This is a genomic window from Neobacillus drentensis NBRC 102427, from assembly GCF_001591445.1.
GTDB classification, from domain to species: Bacteria; Bacillota; Bacilli; order Bacillales; family Cytobacillaceae; genus Neobacillus; species Neobacillus drentensis.
Window position 1 is genome coordinate 1 of record NZ_BCUX01000019.1, and the last position, 23,921, is coordinate 23,921.

The 23,921-nt window shown below is 38.5% G+C and carries 25 protein-coding genes, 2 pseudogenes and 1 riboswitch; of the genes and pseudogenes, 21 read left to right on the top strand and 6 right to left on the bottom strand.

Annotation, left to right across the window (positions count from 1 at the left end; all coding sequences use genetic code 11):
- Positions 1-760: YwrJ family protein (locus tag BDR01S_RS10635; protein WP_066363149.1), on the bottom strand; the 760-nt coding region annotated here is incomplete at its 3' end.
- A gap of 280 nt (positions 761-1,040) precedes the next feature.
- On the opposite strand from BDR01S_RS10635, the pseudogene BDR01S_RS10640 reads away from it, so the two are divergent.
- From BDR01S_RS10640 to BDR01S_RS10655, 4 genes and pseudogenes are all read left to right on the top strand, one after another.
- Positions 1,041-1,991: pseudogene (locus BDR01S_RS10640) on the top strand (LytS/YhcK type 5TM receptor domain-containing protein); the annotation flags it as partial.
- Between the two features lie 36 nt (positions 1,992-2,027).
- Positions 2,028-3,219, top strand: a pseudogene (locus tag BDR01S_RS10645) (L-lactate MFS transporter).
- Positions 3,220-3,363: 144 nt separating this feature from the next.
- On the top strand, positions 3,364-3,582 hold the full coding sequence (locus BDR01S_RS10650; protein ID WP_066254420.1) for a DUF1540 domain-containing protein: 219 nt from the start codon (positions 3,364-3,366) through the stop codon (positions 3,580-3,582).
- 171 nt (positions 3,583-3,753) lie between these two features.
- Positions 3,754-4,311 carry a Gmad2 immunoglobulin-like domain-containing protein gene (locus BDR01S_RS10655; protein ID WP_066363151.1) on the top strand — a complete coding sequence of 186 codons (558 nt, stop codon included), beginning with the start codon at positions 3,754-3,756 and terminating at the stop codon, positions 4,309-4,311.
- Between the two features lie 10 nt (positions 4,312-4,321).
- Here the strand turns inward: BDR01S_RS10655 and BDR01S_RS10660 are convergent, their stop codons facing one another.
- Positions 4,322-4,756 (bottom strand): ribosomal maturation YjgA family protein, encoded by a 435-nt coding sequence (locus BDR01S_RS10660; RefSeq protein ID WP_066254424.1) that lies wholly within the window; start codon positions 4,754-4,756, stop codon positions 4,322-4,324.
- 156 nt (positions 4,757-4,912) lie between these two features.
- Between BDR01S_RS10660 and BDR01S_RS10665 the strand changes: the two genes are divergently transcribed.
- From BDR01S_RS10665 to BDR01S_RS10675, 3 genes are all read left to right on the top strand, one after another.
- On the top strand, positions 4,913-5,758 hold the full coding sequence (locus BDR01S_RS10665) for a GNAT family N-acetyltransferase (protein ID WP_066254427.1): 846 nt from the start codon (positions 4,913-4,915) through the stop codon (positions 5,756-5,758).
- Between the two features lie 154 nt (positions 5,759-5,912).
- Complete coding sequence (locus tag BDR01S_RS10670; RefSeq protein ID WP_082797390.1) at positions 5,913-6,668, top strand: peptidoglycan recognition protein family protein; 756 nt, start codon at positions 5,913-5,915, stop codon at positions 6,666-6,668.
- A 279-nt stretch (positions 6,669-6,947) separates the two neighbouring features.
- A riboswitch (purine riboswitch) is annotated at positions 6,948-7,051 on the top strand.
- A gap of 235 nt (positions 7,052-7,286) precedes the next feature.
- Positions 7,287-8,105 carry a 5'-methylthioadenosine/S-adenosylhomocysteine nucleosidase gene (locus BDR01S_RS10675; protein ID WP_418303040.1) on the top strand — a complete coding sequence of 273 codons (819 nt, stop codon included), beginning with the start codon at positions 7,287-7,289 and terminating at the stop codon, positions 8,103-8,105.
- 105 nt (positions 8,106-8,210) lie between these two features.
- Here BDR01S_RS10675 and BDR01S_RS10680 read toward each other — a convergent pair whose 3' ends face one another.
- Complete coding sequence (locus tag BDR01S_RS10680) at positions 8,211-9,179, bottom strand: NAD(P)-dependent alcohol dehydrogenase (RefSeq protein WP_066254433.1); 969 nt, start codon at positions 9,177-9,179, stop codon at positions 8,211-8,213.
- Positions 9,180-9,595: 416 nt separating this feature from the next.
- Positions 9,596-10,354, bottom strand: a complete 759-nt coding sequence (locus tag BDR01S_RS10685) for an IclR family transcriptional regulator (protein ID WP_066254436.1) — start codon at positions 10,352-10,354, stop codon at positions 9,596-9,598.
- A gap of 336 nt (positions 10,355-10,690) precedes the next feature.
- On the opposite strand from BDR01S_RS10685, the gene BDR01S_RS10690 reads away from it, so the two are divergent.
- The 5 genes from BDR01S_RS10690 (at position 10,691) to BDR01S_RS10705 (ending at position 14,671) form a co-directional block, all read left to right on the top strand.
- The gene (locus tag BDR01S_RS10690; protein ID WP_066254439.1) at positions 10,691-11,749 is read left to right on the top strand and encodes an ABC transporter substrate-binding protein; all 1,059 of its coding nucleotides are present in this window, start codon (positions 10,691-10,693) and stop codon (positions 11,747-11,749) included.
- Between the two features lie 33 nt (positions 11,750-11,782).
- Positions 11,783-12,571, top strand: coding sequence for an ABC transporter ATP-binding protein (locus tag BDR01S_RS10695; RefSeq protein ID WP_066254441.1), 789 nt, complete (start codon positions 11,783-11,785; stop codon positions 12,569-12,571).
- 17 nt (positions 12,572-12,588) lie between these two features.
- On the top strand, positions 12,589-13,455 hold the full coding sequence (locus BDR01S_RS10700) for an ABC transporter permease (RefSeq protein WP_066254444.1): 867 nt from the start codon (positions 12,589-12,591) through the stop codon (positions 13,453-13,455).
- Between the two features lie 76 nt (positions 13,456-13,531).
- Complete coding sequence (locus BDR01S_RS25330; protein ID WP_157406143.1) at positions 13,532-13,690, top strand: phosphotriesterase family protein; 159 nt, start codon at positions 13,532-13,534, stop codon at positions 13,688-13,690.
- A 21-nt stretch (positions 13,691-13,711) separates the two neighbouring features.
- Positions 13,712-14,671, top strand: a complete 960-nt coding sequence (locus tag BDR01S_RS10705; RefSeq protein WP_066254446.1) for a phosphotriesterase family protein — start codon at positions 13,712-13,714, stop codon at positions 14,669-14,671.
- A 142-nt stretch (positions 14,672-14,813) separates the two neighbouring features.
- Here the strand turns inward: BDR01S_RS10705 and BDR01S_RS10710 are convergent, their stop codons facing one another.
- Positions 14,814-15,740 (bottom strand): LysR family transcriptional regulator, encoded by a 927-nt coding sequence (locus BDR01S_RS10710; RefSeq protein ID WP_066254448.1) that lies wholly within the window; start codon positions 15,738-15,740, stop codon positions 14,814-14,816.
- A 181-nt stretch (positions 15,741-15,921) separates the two neighbouring features.
- Entirely contained in the window at positions 15,922-16,848 is a 927-nt protein-coding gene (locus BDR01S_RS10715) for a LysR family transcriptional regulator (protein WP_066254451.1), read from the bottom strand.
- A 307-nt stretch (positions 16,849-17,155) separates the two neighbouring features.
- Here BDR01S_RS10715 and BDR01S_RS10720 point away from each other — a divergent pair, with 307 nt between their 5' ends.
- The 9 genes from BDR01S_RS10720 to BDR01S_RS10750 all read left to right on the top strand — a co-directional run bounded on the left by BDR01S_RS10720 (position 17,156) and on the right by BDR01S_RS10750 (position 23,893).
- Positions 17,156-18,415: an LLM class flavin-dependent oxidoreductase gene (locus BDR01S_RS10720; protein WP_066254454.1), complete on the top strand. Its 1,260-nt coding sequence runs from the start codon at positions 17,156-17,158 to the stop codon at positions 18,413-18,415.
- Positions 18,416-18,676: 261 nt separating this feature from the next.
- Positions 18,677-18,895: a hypothetical protein gene (locus tag BDR01S_RS26060; RefSeq protein ID WP_066254456.1), complete on the top strand. Its 219-nt coding sequence runs from the start codon at positions 18,677-18,679 to the stop codon at positions 18,893-18,895.
- A 74-nt stretch (positions 18,896-18,969) separates the two neighbouring features.
- A complete protein-coding gene (locus BDR01S_RS10730) occupies positions 18,970-19,470 on the top strand; it encodes a flavin reductase family protein (protein WP_066254459.1) in 501 nt (166 codons plus the stop codon).
- A gap of 290 nt (positions 19,471-19,760) precedes the next feature.
- Positions 19,761-19,910 (top strand): hypothetical protein, encoded by a 150-nt coding sequence (locus BDR01S_RS25335; protein WP_157406144.1) that lies wholly within the window; start codon positions 19,761-19,763, stop codon positions 19,908-19,910.
- A gap of 321 nt (positions 19,911-20,231) precedes the next feature.
- Positions 20,232-21,332 (top strand): FAD-dependent oxidoreductase, encoded by a 1,101-nt coding sequence (locus tag BDR01S_RS10735; RefSeq protein ID WP_066254463.1) that lies wholly within the window; start codon positions 20,232-20,234, stop codon positions 21,330-21,332.
- 92 nt (positions 21,333-21,424) lie between these two features.
- Positions 21,425-21,577: a hypothetical protein gene (locus BDR01S_RS25340; RefSeq protein WP_157406145.1), complete on the top strand. Its 153-nt coding sequence runs from the start codon at positions 21,425-21,427 to the stop codon at positions 21,575-21,577.
- Positions 21,578-21,629: 52 nt separating this feature from the next.
- Entirely contained in the window at positions 21,630-22,010 is a 381-nt protein-coding gene (locus BDR01S_RS10740) for a hypothetical protein (RefSeq protein WP_157412991.1), read from the top strand.
- A 202-nt stretch (positions 22,011-22,212) separates the two neighbouring features.
- Positions 22,213-23,034, top strand: coding sequence for an ABC transporter ATP-binding protein (locus BDR01S_RS10745; protein ID WP_235846542.1), 822 nt, complete (start codon positions 22,213-22,215; stop codon positions 23,032-23,034).
- Positions 23,012-23,893: an ABC transporter permease gene (locus BDR01S_RS10750; protein WP_169801435.1), complete on the top strand. Its 882-nt coding sequence runs from the start codon at positions 23,012-23,014 to the stop codon at positions 23,891-23,893. The genes BDR01S_RS10745 and BDR01S_RS10750 overlap by 23 nt, the downstream gene beginning before the upstream one ends.
- Positions 23,894-23,921: the final 28 nt, after the last annotated feature.

Sequence of the window (23,921 nt, forward strand, 5' to 3'; positions counted from 1 at the left end):
TGGCTGAAGGAATGGATAGATCACTTTCAACATCTTCACCAGCTGTTTCTTGCGCAGTTTCCATTGTGGCTAAAGGAATAGATAGATCACTTTCAACATCTTCATCAGTAGTTTCTTGCAATGTTTCAACTGTTTCTAAAGGAATGGATAAATCACTTTCAACATCTTCAACCATTGATTCTTGTGATGATATTGGATACGCTAGAGCCATTTCAGAATTGTCAGTAGATTTCTTTTGTGAAGTTCTCTTTTTCCTATTGGTTTTATTGTTTTTGCTATTGGTCTTATTGTTTTTGTTTTTATTGCTATCATTTGATTTTTCTTCTTTAGCTTTTTCAACTATTAATCCATAACTAATACTCCTAATGTGTAATAGAGAAATGCGAATGATTTCCTGATTATTGATTAAAAAAACAGAATCATTCTCTACTTCTGTGAGAACTCCCTCTAACTTCTCCGGGCCACCACGATTTATTTTAATCCATTTCAATTTCAATGAGTCCAGCAATTCTTTGAAATTAGCAGCTTTAATAAATTTGAAATCTTTAGGAACTTGAATGTTTAATTTCATCTGTCCCTTTATGTTATCTGTAAAACTTTTAATATGTTTCATATTGTAGTAAACAAGACCATCATCTTCCGTGAGAAGGACCATAAGATCGTCACTTGCATCCATTAACATCCCGATTTTGGATTCTGGACCTCCTCTATCAACTTTAATGACTTTCCCTATAAAACATTTCATGATCTCTTTGTCCATAAAAATTCTCCCCTTTAAATGAATGAATTATATTTACACTGCATGTATATGTATCTCGGGAGGATGTTGTCCTAATAATATAGCCTGTTTTAATCCAAGCTTTAGAGCAAATAGGTGGAAATACTTGATGGATTTCTCTAAAATAGAAGAGTTTTTGAAAACATAAACTGAAAAAATTCTGCCTGTTTTTGGGGATAATATTAAATATTGTATTGAAAAAGATTACGACTCTAAAGACCATTAATTGTGGAGGGATTAGAAATATAGAAAGGAACGTTAGATGAACACAACATTAGAAATGCTAATCCATTTATTTGAACGAGCTGCCCTGCTTTTGATTTGCCTGTTTTTTATGATACGGATCCCGAGATTTAAGGAATCGCTTCAAAAAGACCGCCACTCTGTAACAGAGCGAGTTGTCATTATCATTGTGTTTTGCTTATTTGCCATTTTTGGAACGTATTCAGGGATTAATGTGGAGGGTTCACTGGTAAATGTCAGGATTATTGCAGTTGTTTCCGGCGGGATCTTATTTGGACCCTGGGTAGGAATTATTACTGGTATTGTGTCAGGTGTCCATCGATATTTAATTGATATTGGCGGACCCACTTCGATTCCTTGTCTAATTACAAGTATTTTAGCGGGGGTTGTATCGGGTTATATTAACCGAAGAGTGAAGCGGTCCTTGCGCTGGATTTATGGAATTGCGGCAGGAATGTTGTCCGAAATGTTGACGATGTTACTGATCCTTGTGATGGCGAATCCATATGAACTTGGTTTGGATATTGTTTCGAAAATCGCCTTGCCGATGATTGTAGGGGAGGTGAACATCGGGCTGATTGTTTTGCTTGTGATGAGTGTCGAAGGCGAAAAGGAATTGATTGCAGCCAGACAGGCAAAGATGGCATTGGATATCGCAAATAAAACCTTGCCTTATTTTCGGTCTATCAATTATGATTCCCTGAAGGAAATTTGCCGGATTATCAAAGAGGATATCAAGGCCGATGCGGTTGCGATTACAGATACACAAAATGTGCTCGCCTATGTGGGCTTTGGAGAAGAACGCTATATCATCGGTCAGGAAATCATCAGTGATTTTACGAAAGAGGTGATTCACAGCGGGAAGTTTATTATTCGGAATCAAGTGGCCGACCACCATACACCCCAAATTCACTCCCTGCTCATTGTCCCGTTTGAGGAAAATGGAGAGGTGACGGGAACACTTAAAATTTGATGGCTGATTGTGTTAGGAACGATTATTGTACAGATGGGATTAGGTACTATCTATACTTGGAGTCTGTTTAATCAGCCATTAGTAGAAATTTTTTCATTGGAAGTTAAATTCAGTTGGTATTACTTTTTCAATTACTAGCTTCGCCTTGGCCTTTTCAACGTTATTTGCCGGGAAGCTGCAGGATAAATGGGGACTTCGCCGTCTCATTGGATTTGCAGGTGTTGTGTTGGGAGCAGGCTTAATCCTTAGTTCCCAGGTATCGTCACTGTGGATGCTTTATATTTTGGCAGGAGTAGTCGTTGGGGCTGCAGACGGTACAGCTTATATTACTTCCTTATCCAATCTTATTAAGTGGTTTCCAGAGCGAAAAGGACTTATTTCAGGAATTTCTGTGGGTGCCTATGGTACGGGAAGCTTATTATTCAAGTTCATTAATGGTTCACTGATCCAATCAGTTGGTGTGTCTCAAACTTTCTTTTATTGGGGATTAATCGTTATGATTTTGGTAGTGGGTGGTTCATTCCTTGTTCGGGAAGCAAAAGTCAGCCAAGCGACGCAAACCCCTGGGGCTACCATTCAAAAAGAATTTACTGTGAAAGAAATGCTTAAAACGAAGCAAGCTTATCTATTATTTATTATTTTCTTCACCGCGTGTATGAGTGGATTATTCTTAATTGGCGTCGTGAAAGATATTGGTGTTCGATTGGTCGGACTTGATATTGAAGCAGCTAGTAATGCAGTAGCACTGGTTGCCATCTTTAATACAAGCGGGCGCATCATTCTCGGGGCATTATCAGATAAAGTCGGCCGCTTAAAAGTGGTTTCAGGTGCACTTCTTGTTACCGCAGCAGCAGTGACTGTATTAAGCTTTGTTCAACTAAATTATGCCTTGTTCTTTACCTGTGTTGCCGGGATTGCCTTCTGTTTTGGCGGAAATATTACCATCTTCCCAGCAATAATAGCAGATTTCTTCGGTTTAAAAAATCAAAGCAAAAACTACGGAATCATTTATCAGGGATTTGGAATTGGAGCTATTTCAGGATCATTTATTGCTTCTGCTTTATGCGGTTTCTTACCTACCTTTAAGCTTATTGCGGTACTGAGCATTGTCTCACTACTTATCGCGATGACGATTAAGGCACCATCTAATGATGGTCCGAAAGCGAAAGAAAAAAGAAATCAACGAAAGGTTCACAGCCTTTCACCCGAGACAAGGGCAAGTTAATAGTGCACTATAAAAATGAGGCAACGAACCCAATTGGGATCGATGCCTTTTCGTCTTAAACGAATAAGTAATGATCCAATGAATGAAAAAGTTATTTTTACAAAATATAATAAAGCAACAGGTCATTAACTAGGAGGTAGGACAATGCCGAAAGTTGAAGTATCTTGTGCGATCTCCAATTGTTCCTTTTATGGACAAGGAAATGTTTGTACTGCGGAAAAAATCATGGTTGAACTAGATAATCATGCAAGATATGATACGGAAATGTCTTCCGAATTAGGTGAAAAGAATCATGTGGATCAGGCAGGTCATTCAGCTGAAACCTGTTGTAAAACCTTTAAACCGAAGCGAAGCAAAACTTAGTTAATGGATTCTGTGCAAATAAAGGACGGGCCTGCGCTTCCGCTGGTGGAGGAACAGGCTCCGTCCTTTCTTAGTTGCTCACGACTTTTTTTTATTTGATTTCGTAAAGAAGGTTTATTGAAAAAGATGTCTAATATAATAAATTAAAAGCTGAATAGGCGGGGATGACGAATGAAGAAAATTGTATATTTGTTCGCTATATTAATTGCTTCCATTGGTTTAGTGGCTTGTAATCAACAAAAAGAAGTGGTCAAAGAAAAACCACCTGTATCAAAACCAAAGGGTGAAAATCCATCAAGTCCTAATGGGCCGGTTACAAAGGAACCAAAGGGAGAAAATCCATCAACACCAAACGAACCTGATGTACAGGAACCAAAGGGAGAAAATCCATCAACACCTAATGAGCCCGATAAACAGAAACCTGAGAAAAAAGTATATCATAATGAAGTGTTTAAAGATGTCGTTGTCACTAAAACATCAGATAAAATAACCATAACTGGGAAAGCACAAGTTTTTGAAGGGGTGTTTCAATATGCCCTGTACGATGGCGATAAAGTGGTGAAAGAAAGTAATTACCAAACAAGCGGTGCACCTGCATGGGGAGAGTTTGAAATCACGTTTGATAAGGGGTTAATAACTACAGGTAATGCTACATTCGAATTATTTGTCTACTCAGCAAAAGATGGATCTAAAATAGATACGTTAAAAATCCCGATTTCAAAGCATTAGTTTTTTATCCTTATTTACGGTGAGTATACCTCAGCATCACTTGATCCAAGATAGTAGCGAAAATAATCCCTGCAGCATAGCGAAACAAATCCAAAGCAAGAAATCCTTTACCCAGGATCAATGACCCAAGCAAGGTACTTCGCAGGTGATTGATCCAGAAGGCCTGATACAGTTGACTGAATTCAATGCCATAGCTGAACAAAAGACTAAGAGGGATGGCTGTAGGGAAGCTCTTTCGCACGAGTAAGAAACGGAAACCGAAATAAACCATCATCGCCCACAGTACATCCCCGGCATTTTCCGCAAGAAAAACAGGAAGTTGTTGAGAGAATTTTCTCGAGGATAGGCCAATTAGGATGGTAAGAATTATACCTATCAGATAACCAATCCTCATCGTACGCCTAGATGATTTACTAGATTCATTTTTTTGTTGGGAAGTAATCATTTGATTCACCGTTTTCTTTTTAGTCTAAATCTGAATATACTAGTATTCAATAATAGAAGCAAGTCTTCCATCACCTAATCTTTACTCTTAGAAAAGAAGGAATGAATAGACTCTATCAAGAATAGTAATAGGTGAATATGAACAGGGGTGGATGGAATGTTAACAAAGGAAGAATTGTTTGAAATTAAAACACTTCAGAAGATTTGTGAAAATGAGGGCGGATTTCAACTGAAGTTGAATTTTGATATGCTTGAAAATCGGACCGGAAATAAACAGGAAGACTTTTTCCATTATGAAGATGGCAGGCTTGTCGGTTTCCTTGGTTGTTATGGTTTTGGAGATAAAGTGGAGATTTGCGGCATGGTGCATCCGGATTTCCGCAGAAAAGGGATATTTTCTAAGTTGCTGGAAATGGGACTAGGGGAATTAAAAACACGTTATCCGCTGGTTTTGTTAAATGCTCCAACAGACTCTCAAACTGCTAAGCAATTTTTAAGGAATTTGCCGTGTGAATTTTCGTTTGCGGAATATCAAATGAAGTGGCAGGAAACGGAATTATCTGTCGATCCTAATGTTACCTTGAGGCCGTCTTTTTCGAATGAGGATTGGGAGGCAGAAATACAACTCGAAGTCTTGGGATTTGGATTGAATGAAAATGATGCGCGCGAGTTTAATCAATTGATTAAGGAGAGAAGTAGTGATCAACGGCTACTGATTGAATTCCAAGGAAAAACTGCAGGGAAGATACGCTTAGCTGAATCGAATGGAGAAGCATGGATATATGGGTTTACTGTTTTTCCTGAACTTCAGGGAAAAGGGATTGGGAGAAAAGCCTTATCAAGAGTGGTGAAAATGGAGCATCAAAAAGGGCTTCCGATTTTCCTGGAGGTAGAGGCTAAAAATGCCCATGCCCTAAGGCTTTATGAAACATGTGGATTTAGAAGCTATCATTCACAGGATTACTATCAATATTTAAAATTAAATACGAACCAGCAGAAATAACTTGGCATCGATGCCAAGTTATTTTTTTACACTAAAATCTATAGGTGCGCCAACATAATGAAATTAGTAACATAATCACTAAACGTTAGGACAAAATAATAGTATGAACGAGTTTGATTAATAGCACAGTTTCACGTTGAAAGGGTTTTTTTATATGAATAAGACGTTTGCGATTGTATTTGGTTTGTTATTATCGATACTCATTGCTATTGTTCCTGCTCAGGCAGTTGGAGCTAAACCTGACCAACTTTATATTGGGCAGGTATTCAAGATTCCTCCTAAAAAACTGTCGATGCAAGGGCAGCATATCTTGATGACGAGGGAAGAATTTAGGGATTGGCTGTTTAACAGTCATGTTAATAGGAAAGTAAATATTATTCAACAACATCATACCTGGTTACCGTCTTATAAGCATTTTAATGGGTCCAACCATTTTAAAATGCTGATGGGGATGGAGAATTTCCATAAGAGAAAGATGGGCTGGAGTAATATCGCTCAAAATATTACCACGTTTCCGGATGGGAAAATAGCGGTTTCAAGGCCATTTAACATTGCCCCCGAAGGTACAATTGGGCCAAAGGCGAACACAACTGGGATTGCTATCGAAAATGTGGGGAATTTCGATAAAGGCCATGATGTTATGACAGCGGAACAAAAGGAAACGATTGTATATATAACTGCTGCGCTTTCGGTGAAATTCGGGTTAACTCCGTCCATTGACAGTATTACTTATCATCATTGGTGGAATTTAAGGACGAAGCAAAGGATGCTGGATAGAGGTCCAGATTATAATGTAAAAACTTGCCCCGGAACCGGATTTTTTGGGGGAAATTCCACATCTGACGCCATAAACAATTTTTATCCGCTTGTGTCACGGAGAATGCAAGAAATACAAGCATCTAGGCGTTAAACAAAACTTCCATGAGGACATGTAAAGCAAATATTGTTGAATTTCTGTCCTCATGAAGGCACTTTATTCTTTTCGCAGGATTTGAATAGCCACTGAAAATAGGTGGCTATTCTCAAACAGGTAATTTTATAGAATGTTTGTTAAAAAGGTAATTAATTTGGTTAAACTTCAACTTTCTGCGTTAGGTATCTATCAAACACGAACATTAAATAAATTTTTATTAATATTATTCACCTTTTTGTTGAAATTCTATTTTGAGTTTGATATATTAACATAGTAATAATATTACATATCAATACTCGTATATACTCGGAAATACGGTCTGAGTGTCTCTACCTGGTTCCCAATGAAAGAACTAGACTACGAGTTAAAGTATAGGGCTTCTTTTTTGTAGCTGCCATTTGATAATATTGCATGAACTCATTTTTTGCTTAATTATCAATACTTTGACTCCCGTTGGTCTAGAAGGTAGAAATCATTCTACATTTCCAGACCTTTTTCAATTTGGTAAGAATCATCGAGTGTATCAAACATCAAAAGAAAAGGGAGAGGTTTTAAATGAAAAACAAAATCGTAAAGAAATTCGCTCCATTAGCAGCTATTGCAGTACTGCTCATAATGTCGTTGACATTACGTAATTCTACTTTTCTAAATGAAACAAAAGTTGAAGGGGCTGGCAGGCCGATCCTCATCCAAGGTCCAATGCCTATTGAAGCTGAAAAATTTGCACAAAAATTAGAAAAAGTTAAAATTGAAAAATCTGGAACTTTTATTTTTTACAAAGGAAAAGTGAACAATTATCCGGTTATCGTGGTAAAAACAGGTAAGGGGATGGAAAATACTGCAGCTGCAACGGCAGTGGCCATTGAAAAATATAACCCAATTGCAATTATCAACCAGGGAACATCAGGCGGACACGACCCCGCTTTGAGCGTACATGATATTGTTTTAGGTAAAAGAACGACAAATATTGGTTCATTAAAAACAGGAAATATCGAAGAAAACCATGGAATGGATCCAACGATTTGGAAACCCATGGATTTAATGGCTTCTGAAGGAAGCGGGTCAGATCCGAATGCGGAACAGATCCGATACTACGAGGGAGATCAAGGTTTACTAGAAGCTGCTAATGCAGTAAAAGATAAATACACTAACGGTAGAGTGGTTGAGGGAACAATCGGATCTGCAGATGTTTGGAATAATGAAGTGGATCGAATTAAATGGTTCCATACAAATTACGGTACATCTGTTGAGGAGATGGAGGGTGCTGCCGCAGCACAAATTGCTGAAGCTTATGATGTAGCATTTTTGGGAATTCGAATCCTATCTAATAATAAAACAAACGGTGGAAAATATGACCCGAATACAGCAGCTGCAAATCAAGATTATGTTTACGAAGTTGTTAAAAAATATATTGCAACGATTCAAAGTAAATAATATAGAAAAGTAGTGCCTTTGTTTAGTACCGGAGAGCTGTTTAAAACAGCTCTTTTTTTAATAATTTATTAAACTATTACCGTTTTCAGCTACTTTATAATTCACTCAAATCCTGATGACCACTTTTCCTTGTGCGTGACCTTCTTCAAAATACCGGAATGCTTCAGGGACTTCACTTAATTTATAGCTTCTATCAATCACCGGATGCACTTTGCCCTCCTCAATAAGTTCTTTCATATAAATTAAATCTTTTCGGTTGGGTCTTTGTAAAAAGGTACCCATTTTCTTATTTCCGGTCATAGAAATCCATGGCCCTAGAAACATGGCTTGAAACATTTGAGCACCAGAACCGCCGACGTGAACAAAGATTCCATTCGGATTTAATGATCGCTTATAAGCTGATAGGGGATTATGTCCGTTCACTCCCAGAATTAAGTCATATTTTTGCGCGCTTTGGGTGAAATCTTCTTTCGCATAGTCCAAACAAAAGTCTGCTCCGAGTGATTCTAGAATATCTAAATTTCTTGTACTGCATACACCTGTAACCTCAGCCCCGAAAGATTTGGCAATCTGTACCGCAAAAGTCCCGACACCACCCGAGGCACCATTGATTAGTACCTTTTGTCCTGACTGAATCTTGCCTTTATCTCGTAAACCTTGTAAAGCTGTAACGCCCGCCATCGGGACAGCAGCAGCCTCTTCATAAGATAGATTGGCTGGTTTTAATACTAATGCCTGTTCGGGAACAGATACATATTCGGCAAAACCACTCCAACCAGAGCCCGATAAATCACCGAACACATCATCACCTGGTTGAAACTGCGTTACACCCTTTCCAACTGCTTCCACCTGACCCGCAATGTCACCACCAGGTATGGGGTATTTTGGTTTAAAGAGACCGAAAGCAAATCGAGCTAAAAATGGTTCTCCTTTCAAAAGAACCAAATTCCCAAAATTCAATGATGCCGCATGGATTTTTACAAGGACTTGATTATCCTCAGGGATAGGTTTTTCTACCTCTGTTAATTTAAGAAGATCAGGTGAACCATATTTATTAGAAACAATCGCTTTCATATAAATTCCTCCTAATTTCACCTTAACTAGTAATCTCTAAAGATCCTTAAATATCAAGATATTCCGGGTAAAGAATTTCAAGACTAGTTTGTAGAAGATTTAATACAAAAAAATCAAGATAAGCGGAGATTTTCCGGTTAGACTGCAGAATTGAGCTCGGTTCGAGGTATATAAGCGGAGGTTTTCCGATTACGCAAAGAAAAATGACCCATTTTCACGTTTTTCGAGTAAATAGTCGGAATACTTCCGTCTATTTAAGCTATTTTCAGTGCTATTTCTTAATTAAGAGGAATTTCTCCGCTTATTTAACAAACTCGATTTAGCGTCTAATGAACTTGTACAACTTACGTGTGCTTTAGTGAAAAAAAGAAAATTTTAAAAAAGGCTTAGAGATATTTGCATCTCTAAGCCTTTTTTTACCGATAGCCGAAACTTCCTGAAATTTCTTTGCTGATTTGGATCAGATATTGAGATAGTTCATTATTTTCATTGACAGGGATAAACTCAGAAAAGCCTACAACTATGACTGACCCAAGGAGTTTTTTCTGATAGTTTAAAACTGGTATAGCTACGGATGAAACGGATGATATCAGCGGTTCCCTTGCAAAGGCAATTTCTTTCTCTCTTATCAACCTGCATTCATCTTCCAGTTGACGAGCCATTTCTTGCGGAATTTGCATAAATTCCTTCGCTTTCCATTCGTGAATGGTATGCTCATCCATGAAGGTCAAAAACACTTTACCTGCTGCGGATCGAATAGGAAGGAAGGTTCCTATTTGAGCACCAATATTAATCCCTCGATTGTTGTTTATATCTTTAACGATCATTGGACCATTTTGTGTCCAGCTGGAAAAAAGAACGGTACTTGAACTTTTTTTGTTAATTTCAAGCAGAAAAGGGGAGATGCGGTCGATCACATTTTCTTGATCGACCGCAGCCATCCCGTATTCAATCAATTTGCTTCCCAATACATATTCTCCTGTATCCTTGTTACGATAGAGGATACCTAATTGTATAAATGTATTTAAATATTTATAAAGATTACTTTTTGTAATCTGGGTTAAATCTTGAATATCGGAAAATTTTAATGGGCTGTTCTGCTCGGCAATGGTATCTAAAATGCCCATCCCTATTTGTAATGATTGAATGGTCGTTCCTTTTTTAATCACTTCCATATTGTACCTCCTATAGACCTAATTCATATATTACCATAGCAGTGCCCTAAATCCTAGATTAAGGATGGCGCCCTTGTTATATCCAATATTGGACACCGTTTTATATGTAATAAATCTATTAAACCTAATTGTAAAGGACTATATATATCTATTAAATATAAATAGACAATAAAATAGATATTTTTCAGAATTTTTAGACTATGTTAAATTAATACTGTATTAAACTTGGAAAAATGGTAAAGTTACAATCGTTATCTAAGTAGATACTGAGGCGCCGGTATCTTATGTTATGTAAACGGTTTCTTTTACCTTAAAACTATTAAAAGAGGTGTGGTTATGAAAAAAATGAAATATCTATTAACCTTGATGTTTGCTTTTAGTATGGTTTTAGCCGGATGTGGATCTTATAATACTTCAAGCCAGTCAGCAAAGTCAACTCCTGCCACGCAAGCAAAAAATGCACCAAAACCATTGGATAAGCCTGTTGATATTAAGTTTGGATATCCTACACAAGGTGCCTCGATGCTGCCTTTATGGGTAGCAAAAGATAAGGGGATTTTTGAGAAATATGGTGTCAATGCGGAACTTATTTATATTGCTAGTACACCAAAAGTTCAAGAAACTTTAAACAGTGGGGCAATTGAAGTGGGTTTAACAGGTATTGACCCTGTAGGGAAAGCCAAGGCCGCTGGTATAGACACCGTAATTATATCGGCAGTTGCTGACCGAAATGCCATGTACGTATATGGACAAAAGGGTGCCGATAAGAAAGATCTGGCGAATGAATTAAAAGGGAAAACCATTATTACTGGTGCAGAAGGTTCACTTTATGATTATTTAACACTATCCTTTATTAAAGATAATGGCTTAACTCCTAAAAAGGATGTAAAACTGATTTATATGACTGGAGAAGGTGATAGAACAGGTGCCTTCATAAAAGGTGACGGTGATTTCTATGTTGTGGCCCCCCCAACCTCATTCAAAATGGATGATATGGGTTTTCAGCAACTCTACGATTTCAAACAAAAAGAGATTCTTAGCTCAGGGATTGGGATGAAGAAAGACTTTTATAAAAAGAATCCAGAGTTAGCAGAAATCCTTGTGGCATCTCTCATCGAGGCTAACGCGTACATTCTTAACAATAAAGAAGAAACAATTAAGATTATTTCCAAGTGGACAGGAATCGACGATCCGAAGCTAGCTGAAAAAACATATGATGTCAATGTTGATACAATTCCACAAAAACCGTATGTTACCGATAACTCTGCTCAATTTTTCTTAGATAACTCAAACAATGAAGAAGTTAGAAAAATGAAACCATCCGATATTGTCGATATGAGTATTGTCAAGAAATTAGATGAGTCTGGCTTTATTGAGGGACTATATAAAAAGTAAATCTCCGTTTATACAAAACGAGGAGGGGAACAGATGACTGCAGCTAAGCTTCACTCAGATAATGTTTCAATTAGTTATCCACTTAAAAATGGCGAAGAGGTTATTGCCGTCAAAGATTTTAATATGACAGTCAAAGAAAAAGAATTTGTCTGTATCGTCGGACCAAGTGGCTGCGGAAAGTCAACGATGCTTGGTGCCGTTGCTGGCTTTCAGGATATTAGCGGCGGAAATCTTCATTTAAATGGAAAACCGATCAAAGGGGCTGGAAGGGATCGTGGAGTAGTATTTCAGCAAGCCTCTCTATTCCCTTGGCGGACAGCCCTTAATAATGTTATTTATGGATTAGAATTAGCTGGTTTTCCTAAACAAGATCGTCAATCCAAAGGCAGGGAATTATTAAAGCTAGTGGGCTTGGAAGCATTTGAAAATCATTATCCCAATCAGTTATCGGGCGGGATGCAACAAAGAGTGAATGTAGCTAGAGCACTAGCCATCGAACCTAGTCTAATGCTTTTAGATGAACCATTTGGAGCATTAGATGCTCAAACAAGAGAATTTATGCAGCTGGAGCTTTTACGTATTTGGGAGGAAACCAAGCAAACGATTATTTTTGTAACCCATGATATAGCTGAGTCTGTTTACTTAGCGGATAAGGTTATTGTCATGACCGCAAGACCAGGGATGATTTGTGAAGAGGTGAAGATCGAACTTCCGCGACCTCGACCACTAGAACTGAAAAGAAGTCCTGAATTTATGGAATATGAAAAATATATATGGGGACTGATTGTAAAAGAGAAAGAAAAAGAAAAGCAAACGGTATAAAAGGGGGCAAAATAATTTTGAATAGCGTAAAGGTGAAAGAGCAGGTCTACAATCCCACACAGTCGAATAATGATCAATCAAATTTGGCCTTTCCAAGAAGCAAAACAGGAAAAAAGAAACAGAAAACATTAGCAAACATTTTAATAAATTATATCGGTCCCATTACTGTTATACTCGTTCTGGCAATATGGGAGGCACTTTATCAAACAGGTGTAATTAATCCAATATTCGTGAGTGCTCCGTCTAAAATCGTAACCGTTGGGTATGATTTATTTCAGAATGGCTTGCTAACTGAAAATCTACTTTTTACGCTCGGTAATTTCTCTGTTGGATTTGGCGTTGCAGCCATCACCGGAATCTTGGTGGGTTTAATTACAGGCTGGTACCGACCAATAGGAAAAGCCTTTGATCCATTTTTGACTGCCATGCTTGGTACACCCAGGATTGTATTATTGCCATTAATCACTCTATGGGTAGGGGTAGGGTTTTCAAGTAAGATTCTCATTGTATTTCTTGCCGGAGTTTTTCCAATTATTCTTAATACAATGACAGGGGTTCGAAATTTGGATCCCAATTTAACACGGGTTTCAAAGAGTTTTGGAGCCTCCGCTATTCAGACCTTTATCACGGTTGCTTTACCTGGATCTTTACCACAAATTGTCTCGGGACTCCGCGTCGGAATAGGGCAATCCCTTGTTGGGGTCATTGCGGCTGAAATGTTTGTTTCTACCGGAGGAATTGGTTATTTTGTGGCACAATCATCAGCCAATTTTAATGTTGACCGTGTTTTTGTAGGCATCATTGTCATTGTTATTATGGGGATCTTAATCACTAGTTCGGTCAAATGGATTGAATCAAGTTTAATGAAGCATCGCGTTGAGTAACGATTTATATGCAGTTGATATAAATAAGTAATGTAATATATATCTTACAAATAGTCTGAATATAAATAATGTTAAAATGAAGGGCCATGATACGAAAGATCTTTCATACGAATACTTATTATCAACATTCTTACCAATCTTGCTTAAAGCAGGTATAACAGATGAACAAATTCGGATTCTTCTGGAAGAAAATCCACAACGTGTACTTACAGTTATGCCAACAGAGCAAAATTAAAGGTGAGGAGTGCATATTTTTATGGGTAAGGTAAATACGGTATTAGGTCCGATCGCAACAGAAGACTTAGGAATCGTAGCCATGCATGAGCATATCGGATTCGGTCTTCCGGGTTGCGACCTAGATACACATTGGTGGAAAAAACCAGAAGAAGCCTTTGAAGTAACCGTTCAAAAGTTGCGCCGCTTCCGCGAACATGGCGGGAAAACATTTGTAGACTGTACAGGAATCGGGAACGGTCGGGATGTCGAGTACTTCCAGGTACTTTCACGAAAAACAGGTGTTCAAATTGTAGCTGTTTCAGGCTTTGTAGCAGGTGATTCCGCTCTTCCATATTTCCGTAATAAACCAGTCGAGTATCTTACCGATCTATTCTTTCATGAAGTAACGGTTGGAATTGACGGTACGAGCACAAAAGCAGGTGCACTTAAAGTAGGCGTTAGTCGCGGTGGGAAACTTAGCGAACTTGATAAACGTATCTATCGCGCAGCTGCACGAGCTGCAGTAAAAACGGGTGTTCCAATTATTACCCATTTATCTATCGATGCAAAAACGGCGATTGACATTTTCAACGAAGAGGGGTTACCACTTGATCGAGTACTGATGGGTCATGCTGATGATGGCTTTTCTCTTGATGAAGACCGCGATTCGATGATTGCAGAATTAGGCGGATGGGTAGGCTTTGATACAATTGGCTATGACAGTGAGATGGAAGGTGCACCCTATTGGTCACGTCCTCGTCAAGAACGCGTGGATCATTTCCTTCATTTTCTTAATAAAGGTTTTGCCCATCGTGCACTGATTTCAGCGGATGCGAACTGTTGTGCTCTGGGTTGGCCAGGATTAAAAGGTCATTCTGTAAATTATGTGTTTGAAGAATTCTTACCGGACCTTCGTAAAGCCGGTGTACAGGAAGAAGTATTTGAACAACTTTTAATACACAATCCTGCAAAAATCTTAACGATGCAAGATCCTTGTTAACCTTAAATACTGTAGTGTTGTAGACTTATAGATTTACTTAAAAAGGAGCTGTGATAATAAATACAGCTCCTATTCATATGCATCCAATTTAAGTGTATAGTTGCTTCAAATTGGGCTTAGTGTATTGGCGAATAACACGAAATTAATTTTTAATAGGTGTGCCTTCATCCGAGAAATATTCCATAAACTTTCTAGATATAGAAGAAAGATATCTACCCTTCAACCATATTAAGGCTGACGGTCTCGCCATAATGGAAGGTTGGATAATTTCTTTAATTATGAGCTGAGTGTTCGGAATCAGATTTAAAGCAGATTTTGGGACTAAGGCAATCCCAATGTCATGATCAGCCCATGTTAATAGAGTCATGATATCACTGCTTTCACAAACAATTTTAGGCTCGAACCCAGCGTTTAAGCATGCGGTCTTCACGACGTCGACTGTATACATATCTTGGTTATACATCGAGGTTCCTTGCTGTCTTCGAAGTAACATCAATGGCTTCTCCTTAAGTTCAGATAGCCTAATAAAAGGCCTATCATCATCACGATTCCGCTTATTACTCATCGCAACAACAATTGGTTCATCAGGTAAATGAATCATATCGAAAATACTGTTATCAATTGGTAATCTAACAATCCCCAATTCTATATTTCGATTTGCTACTAACTCCATAATCCGAATGGGATCTCCTTCCCATACTTGGAATTGAACATCGGGATAGTGGATTTGAAAATCACGTATCTTCTCCGGCAAAATTTGGGCACCAAGTGCAGCGATTGTCCCAATCGATAATGTCCCTTTTGTACCCTCTGAAAGTTCTTTCACTTCTTCTATCGTTCCTGTTATTAATTCCATTATTTCTTTTGCGCGTTGATAAAAGAGAATTCCCTCTTCCGTTATTATCATTTTTCGGGTATGTCTTTCAAAGAGGGTAACACCTAATTCATCTTCCAATTGCTTTAGCTGTTGACTTAAAGGGGGTTGGGCCATATTTAAACGTTTGGCCGCTTGAGAGATTGTTCCTTCTTCTACAATCGTAATAAAATATTTTAAGTGTCGAATATCCATCAATGAACATCCTTTTCATTAGTATTTTAATATACAAACCTATCGTAAATAATTATATATTTTAATAGTATATATAAGTTTAGAAAAATTAAATAGTTTTCCAAAAACAGAAAGGGAGCCATTCTTGATTATGAATGCCCCCTTTATAATAGCAATATTATGGAAGTCAGATTAAACGAAGTCAACTTTTAATCATTGGATTTTCCATCGGGAAAGATTCCATAAACTTTCTTGATATAGATGAAAGATATCTACCCCTCAACCAAATTAATGCTGACGGACTTGCTATGATAGAAGGACTACTTATTTCTTTAAAAATAAGCTGAGTGTTCGGGATTAGATTAATTGCAGATTTTGGGACTAAGGCAATCCCTATATCATGATGAGCCCATGTTAAGAGCGTCATAATATCACTGCTTTCACAAATGATTCTAGGTTCAAATCCACTGTTTATGAATGCTGTCTTAACAGAGTCAACGGTATACATATCTTGGTTATACATCGAGGTTCCTTGCTGTCTTCGAAGTAACATCAATGGTTTTTCCTCAAGTACAGATAACGATATAGTAGGTCCATCGCCGTAACTATTCCATTTACTGCTCATTGCAACGAAAATGGATTCTTCAGGTAAATGAATCATATCGAAAATACTATTATCAATGGGTAATCTAACGATCCCCAAATCTATAATACGATTTTCTAGTAACTCCATAATACGATTAGTATCACCTTCCCACACTTGAAATTGAACATCCGGATAATATATTTGAAATTCACGTATTCTCTCCGGCAACAGCTCGGCCCCAAGTGAGGAGATTGTGCCTATAGATAATGTTCCTTTCGTTCCCTCTGAAAGTTCTTTTACTTCTTCAATCGTCCCAGTTAATAACTCGATTAATTCTTTGGCACGTTTATAAAAGAGAATTCCTTCCTCTGTCACAATTAATTTCCGAGTATGTCTCTCAAATAAGGTTACACCTAATTCAATTTCCAATTGTTTAAGATGGAGACTTAAAGGCGGTTGGGATATATTCAAGCGTTTCGCTGCTTGAGAGATTTTCCCTTCCTCTACGATCGTAATGAAATATTTTAAGTGTCGAATATCCAAAAGTATAAATCGTCCTTCCATATCTGATTGTATTGTATTAGCTATCTGTAACCTGATTATATAGATATATCACCACTGAATCAATTTTAAAAATTCATAATTTTGGGAATTAACCACCTTCAAATTCACTTTAATAGATAGGAATCCAATGAAAGAACCGGGTATTTATATATATAAATTATAAATAGTTAAATAATTATGTATTTTACAAATAATTAGAATTCTCTTACTATTAAATCAAGCCATCCATTGAACGCGATGTCAGGTGACTCGAATGGATCGAAATTTATTTAGGGGGTTATTCATATTGGTTAAAGTAATTTTACAAATGTATCCGGTTCTTCCTGCAGAGAATGAGGCTGAACGCGAACGTCTTCGTCCGCTTGGCAGGAACGCAGATCTTTATAACGAGACATTGCATGGGATGGACGATATTGTCAAGGCCGCTGATGAACTCGGACTATGGGGCGTTGCCTCCATTGAGCACCACTTCTGGTCGGAGGGATACGAAGTAGGGCCGAATCCCGGGATCCTAAATGCTCACTGGGCCTCGATTACTAAGAACATCAATGTTGGTGCGCTCGGTTACGTAATGTCGACTCAGGACCCTCTAAAAGTGGCTGAAGAGACTGCTATCGTCGACCATCTGTCACGGGGGCGGTACTTTGTTGGTGTCGCCCGGGGGTACCAGGCGAGATGGACCAATATCATCGGGCAGCACCTTGGGACCAAGGCCACCCTTTCCGATAATAGCGCCGACGATGAAGCCAATCGCCGTATCTTCGAGGAAGGGGTTGAACTGTTGCAGAAGGCATGGACTCAGGAAAGTGTCCGGCACAATGGTAAGACGTGGCAGATTCCCAATCCATATGAGGAGGGTGTGGAATGGCAGATGTCGCCCGTAACAGAAAAAATGGGGGCTCCCGGAGAGATTGAGAACGGTAAGGTCAAACGAGTCAGCGTAGTTCCTTCACCGTATCAGAAGCCTCATCCGCAGGTCTTTATGGCTAGCAGTGCCAGCAGGGCGACGATCGAGTTCGGTGCCCGCAAGGGGTTTGTGCCCACCCATTTTTCCAGATTAGAGAAGGCGATCGAGAATGGAAAGGTCTACACTGAGGTTGCCCGCGCTTCCGGCCATTCAGTTGGCTATGGGGAACGGCAGGCACTCGTTCGCTGGATGGAGTTCGGTGAAACGATGGAGGATGCCCGTCAGCGCATGGTCAAATATGACCTAGACGTCTTCAAGGCCCTTACACTACTCCTTCCACCGGGGACGACCCAGAGCAAGAATCTGGCGGACTTCTACCGCAACGGAACGGATGAGGAGTGGATTGACTTCACGCTCAAGACCGGGCTGTATTGCATCGGCACACTTGAGGATGTTAAGCAGCAGTTTGTTGAGCAGTGGAAGGCCTTTCCGGCTGAGTATTGCGTGATTGTCTGCCACTATGCACAGCAGCCCAAAGAGCTTGTCATTGAGTATCTTGAAAAGTTTATGAAGCACATCAAGCCTGAGTTGGATAAAATAACGGCCGAAGCCTATGAAAATAACAATATTACCATCTGATATTCCAAACTTAAAGATTACATCACTGTTTTTGCATAAGAGAAAGTGCCTACATTAAATTAATAGCGTTCCGGGGAAGGTAAGGAAGTTCAACCCCTCACTTGGTTCAAGCGAGGGGTTTTTAATCTCATTCTTTGGATAAAAATACTTTAAATTTCCCCGAAGTTCAATTGCCATCCCACACCTTTTCAATTAGGTTTGCTCAATAAGTTAAGCAAGTCTTCCTCAATTCACAAAAACACGCAATGAGGTGACAGAAAAATGAGTATTGAAAGGTTTGTCATTGATTTTTTAGAGAAGCATCCCGGAGCTAGTGCTAAACAAATTATAACTGATTGCAATCAGTTCTATCAAACATCTCAGAGAAAAGAGGGAACGTTACATTCAATTGTTAGTAAAAAGCTTCGAGTTTTAAAGAAACATAACAAGGTCTATAATAAGTGCAATTCATGGTTTTTGCTTCATCGAAAGATTAATTAATTGTCCTTTTTAGTGAGGCGGTGTTAAAGGTCGGCCTATTATAATATCAAATGATTTGAAAAGGGGATGTCATCATGACTAAAGAAGAAACTAAACAATTATTTAAAGAGGCTATGGGCAATTATCCGACTGGCGTTACGATCGTAACATCTACAGATATGGATGGTAACCCAGTAGGATTAACGGTTAACTCATTCGCGTCTGTATCCTTGGATCCTCTTATGGTTCTTTGGTCAATTGACCATAAAGTATCAACCATTAAAACATTTACAGAACAGGGGAAATTTGCCGTTCATATTCTCGCTGGTGATCAACAAGAGCTTTGTAAGACTTTTGCAAACAAAAATGTAGACAGATTTAGCACATGCCATTGGGATTTTTCCGAGAATGAATTACCAATTATTGAAGGGGTATTTGCTGTACTTGAGTGTAAAACATTTAAGATAGTAGAAGCAGGAGATCATACCATCCTAATTGGTGAAGTGACAAACATCAAAATCGACGAAAAAGATCCTATGTTATATCATCGAAGACAGTTTGGCCCTATTCCAGCGATGTTTTATTCTCTTGTTTAATAGGGAGCTGCAAAAAGATCTTGAACAAATTTACCACGTATAAAAAAATATGAAACTTAAAAGTGTGCGGTACACCTAGTAACCGTACACTTTTTTTTATTAGTACATTACAGGTTCGGTTAAATGAATAGAACAAAGTTTAATGCAGCATCGAGTTGTCTTGTGATGATTTATATGAAATGGATATAAATAAGTAACGAAATATATATTTTACAAAATGTCATAATATTAATAATATTGAGTCATTAGGACATTGAAATCTTAAATATGTTTAAAAAGGAGTAACAAACATGACTCAGGTAGAAAAAAACATTACAATACCACAAAAACCTAACTTTACAAGTCCGCCGTTAATCGAAAAACAAACACCACGCTGCCCGCCAATAGTTGATATTAAAAGTGCGGATGAATTAATCCCGTATTTAGATGCAGTAGCTTAACGACCTTATAATCATGGCTTACATGCAGGGTGGGACTTAACATCCTATGTTTATGAGTATGGTGGGAGCAGATCCAAAGTATTGTAATAACCCGCTCTGGAAGGTACCAAGTTCTCATGATTCATGTTCATGCGGAGGCCACCACATTTAAATAGACCTAAAGTAATAAAATAGTTTTTAATAGGGTAGCTTCTAAAAGCAGCTACCCCATTTTATCTATTATGTACAGGGCTTTAGTAGTAAGACCATTCACTTTTAATTATCGTCGCCTTAAGCAATTAAAAAAAGAAACTATCACCAAAAAATAAGGGGGAAATATTTATGAAATCAAAATCTGAATTAAGAGTGGCTATAATTGGTGGAGGTATTGGTGGTGCTGCAGCTGCGGTTGCTTTACGGCGTGTAGGCATTCGTGCAGACCTTTATGAGCAAGCCCCAGTTATAAAAGAGGTTGGTGCAGGAGTTGGTATGCGACCAACATCGGTACACTTTTTCGAAGATTGGGGAATTTTTGAAGAATTAAAGAGAAAGAGTTTGCAGAGTAATATGATGCAAGTGGTAACAGCTGATGGGCATGTTTTAGTTAATGAAAAATGGCCGCTTTTAACTGATAACCTAGATGAAACATGGGCGAGATTAATTCATCGAGCAGACTTAATCGAGACTTTTCTAAATCAATTGCCACCCGATTCGATCCATTTAAGTCACAGGTTGGAGAAGATAATCGATCATGGGAATTATGCTGAAGTTCATTTTGAGAACGGTCATTCGATTGAAGCAGATTTAGTTATTGGAGCAGATGGTATTCGTTCTATGATTCGATCGCAGTTATTTAGTGATAAAGGGCCTATATATTCTGGAACACATGCTTACCGAGCGGTTGTGAATAACAAAGAGGCATTTGATTTGGTTCCTGATGACGCATTTAAAGTTTTCGTTGATGGAAGTACCCAAATATATGTATTACCGCTACACCATAGAAAGGAAGTTTCATTTGATGTTACGTTACTATCAGAAGACTCATCATGGAGGCCAATTGTAGAGAAAAAAGATATTCTAAAACACTTAGTAAACTTTGACTCTAAAATCATAAAGACGGCAGAAAGTGTCGAAGAGTACACTTGCCGAGCCATATATGATATCGATCCAATCGATCGTTGGCATTCAAATTGTATAACTCTGCTAGGCGATGCGGCCCATGCCATGCAACATCATACAGGTCAGGGAGCAAATAGTGCTATCCAAGATGCAGGAGTCTTGGCTGAGACTTTACGTGATGCTGATTCGATTTCGGAAGCGTTACAAAACTATCAGGCAATCAGAAAACCAATAACCGATAGATATCAAGCATTATCTCGGATGGCACCAACACAAGATGCTGAACCTGCATTTCTGGAAAAAGATCATTTGGAAAAAGCTTGAATTTGAAGATCTGAATGGATAAAATAATCAGCCTAATTATTTCATAGCTTGCAACAAATGTTACATTATTTATCAGTAAAGAAGGGGGAATTATGGTTTCTTTGCTTACACAAGCAATTGTATTTTTCGTCATCATCATTGGTACGGTAAAAATCTATCATATAGTCTTTACCGTACGCAAAGAACTTTCCTGTACAACTGCTATGATGGCCGCCATGATGCTGGGGTCTATGGAGGTCTATTAACCGGCACTGTTCTGGCTGTTAATCTTAGCTTTTCTATCATTACAATCGTGCGATGATGATTGGGATCGGTATAGGGATTATTATTGGATTACCATTTAATCCTTTGACTATTCTGGAAGGTATGATGGCAGGGGTTTTGGGAGGGGTGATGGGAGCAATGTTGGGTGAAATGTTAAAACCCAATTTCGTTGTTATCTTAATTTTAATCGCTCTCTTTTTATTTTCTATTAGCCTACTTAGTAAAGTTATTAAACAAGAAACTGGCAGCTTAAAACAAATGGAGTCTAATGGAGGGCGAATTAAAAGCCTATCCATTCTAATTGCCTTTGTCACTGTAGCTTTGTGTTCAATTATTATGGTGGGTTCATTCTATAAGCCACAACCAAACCAAAATAATACCAATCAAAATGCTTCAGAACATCATCATCATTAAGAAATATAGCAATAGGTAAATATGAATATATGAAACTTGTAAATCTAATTTTCAATTTATTCAGAAGAATTAGAAAGGTGTTTGACTTTGGTATAACAATATTATAGTATTTTGTTATCAACTTAGAGACTGCACGCTTTTTTTGAAGAAAGCGATTACACAGGGAAAAAATGGCATTCAAAGATGGATGGGAGGAATGACGTTGACTACTTATGCTTTAAATAGCAATGTTCTAGAAAAAACGTTGTCAGTACGGGAACCAATTATTGAAGTACGTAATCTAGACCAAAGATTTAAAACTACTTCCGGCAGCACCGTTGTGGCTCTTGATAATGTTAATGTCAGTATCGGTGATACCGAATTTCTGGCTGTTCTCGGACCTAGTGGCTGTGGTAAAAGTACATTGATGCAGATTATGGCGGGATTGGTTAAACAGACATCAGGACAAGTTCAATTAAAGGGGAAGAATGTGAAAGGTCCGAACCGTGATATTGGCATCGTGTTTCAACGACCGGCGCTATTTCCATGGAGATTGGTAGTAGATAATGTCATGTTGAGCGCTGAAGTACTAGGGATGGAAAGGTCTCAAGCAAAGGTCCGTGCACAAGAATTACTTGAATTAGTGGGATTGGGTGATTCAGGAAAACTATATCCGTATGAATTATCTGGCGGGATGCAGCAACGTGTTAGTATCGCTCGGGCTCTCATGCACGACCCTGAGATTCTATTTATGGATGAACCGTTTGGCGCTTTGGATGCTTTAACACGAGAAACCATGGGATTAGAGCTCTTGCGTATTTGGGAGATGAAACGCAAAACAGTTGTGTTCATAACTCATAGTGTGACTGAGGCCCTTTTCTTGGCAGATCGTGTGTTAGTGATGTCAGCTCGCCCAGGAAGAGTAGCAGAAGACTTCAAAGTTAATCTTCCCCGTCCTCGAGATCTTGACGTCATGTCAACGCCGGGATTCAGCGAGGCTGCCGGTCATCTTCGTCATTTACTTGGCGCAACAATTGGGGAATAACATGAAAATGAAAGGAGAGATACCATTGGAAAAACCCTTAGTAGTAACTACTCAGAAAAAATCTACTGATATGAAATTGCGTCGTATGCGTCCTGATTATTTTTTGATTCCTGCTGTCTTTGTTGCATTTATCGTTGTATGGGACTTGTTTATTACGTTCTTTGACATACGGTCAGTGATTCTTCCAAGACCGCTAGCCGTGTGGCAAAATTTTATAAGTGGTTTAAACCCAGAAAGTCCTCTAAATTATTATGCTCACATCCTTAGTACACTTTATGAAGTTCTTTCTGGATACGTCATTGGTGCAATTGTTGGAATCATCCTGGCTTTAATGTTATCTCAAATTCCACTACTTGAACGTGTATTTAAACCGTTTATTGTGGCATTTCAAAGTATTCCTAAAATTGCAATTGCGCCTCTAATTATCATTTGGTTTGGTTTTGGGGCAGGTTCAAAAATTGCTCTTGTTATATTAATTGTCTTTTTCCCAGTACTAGTAAACGGTTTAAGCGGTTTCAAATCTGTGGAACCAGAGCGTTTGGCGGTCATGCGTTCGCTTGGTGCTTCACAATGGAAAATTTTTAGCAAACTGGTATTGCCAGGGTCGCTGCCATTCTTGTTTGCAGGTCTTGAAGTTGCGTTAGTTCAAGCAATGACAGCAGCCATTGTTGCAGAATTTCTTGCTGGCCGACAAGGGCTGGGCGTTCTCATTATTCAAATGGAACAAGTGTTGAATACTGGCGGCATTTTCGGTGTACTAACTGTTCTTGCTATCCTTGGCTGGCTTTTAACCATGATCCTGAACCTTATACGTAAAAAGTTAGTGTTCTGGTCTGATGCAGAGCGAAGCAGGAAATAAGCGAGACAAAAAACTTTGCTGTAGTTAA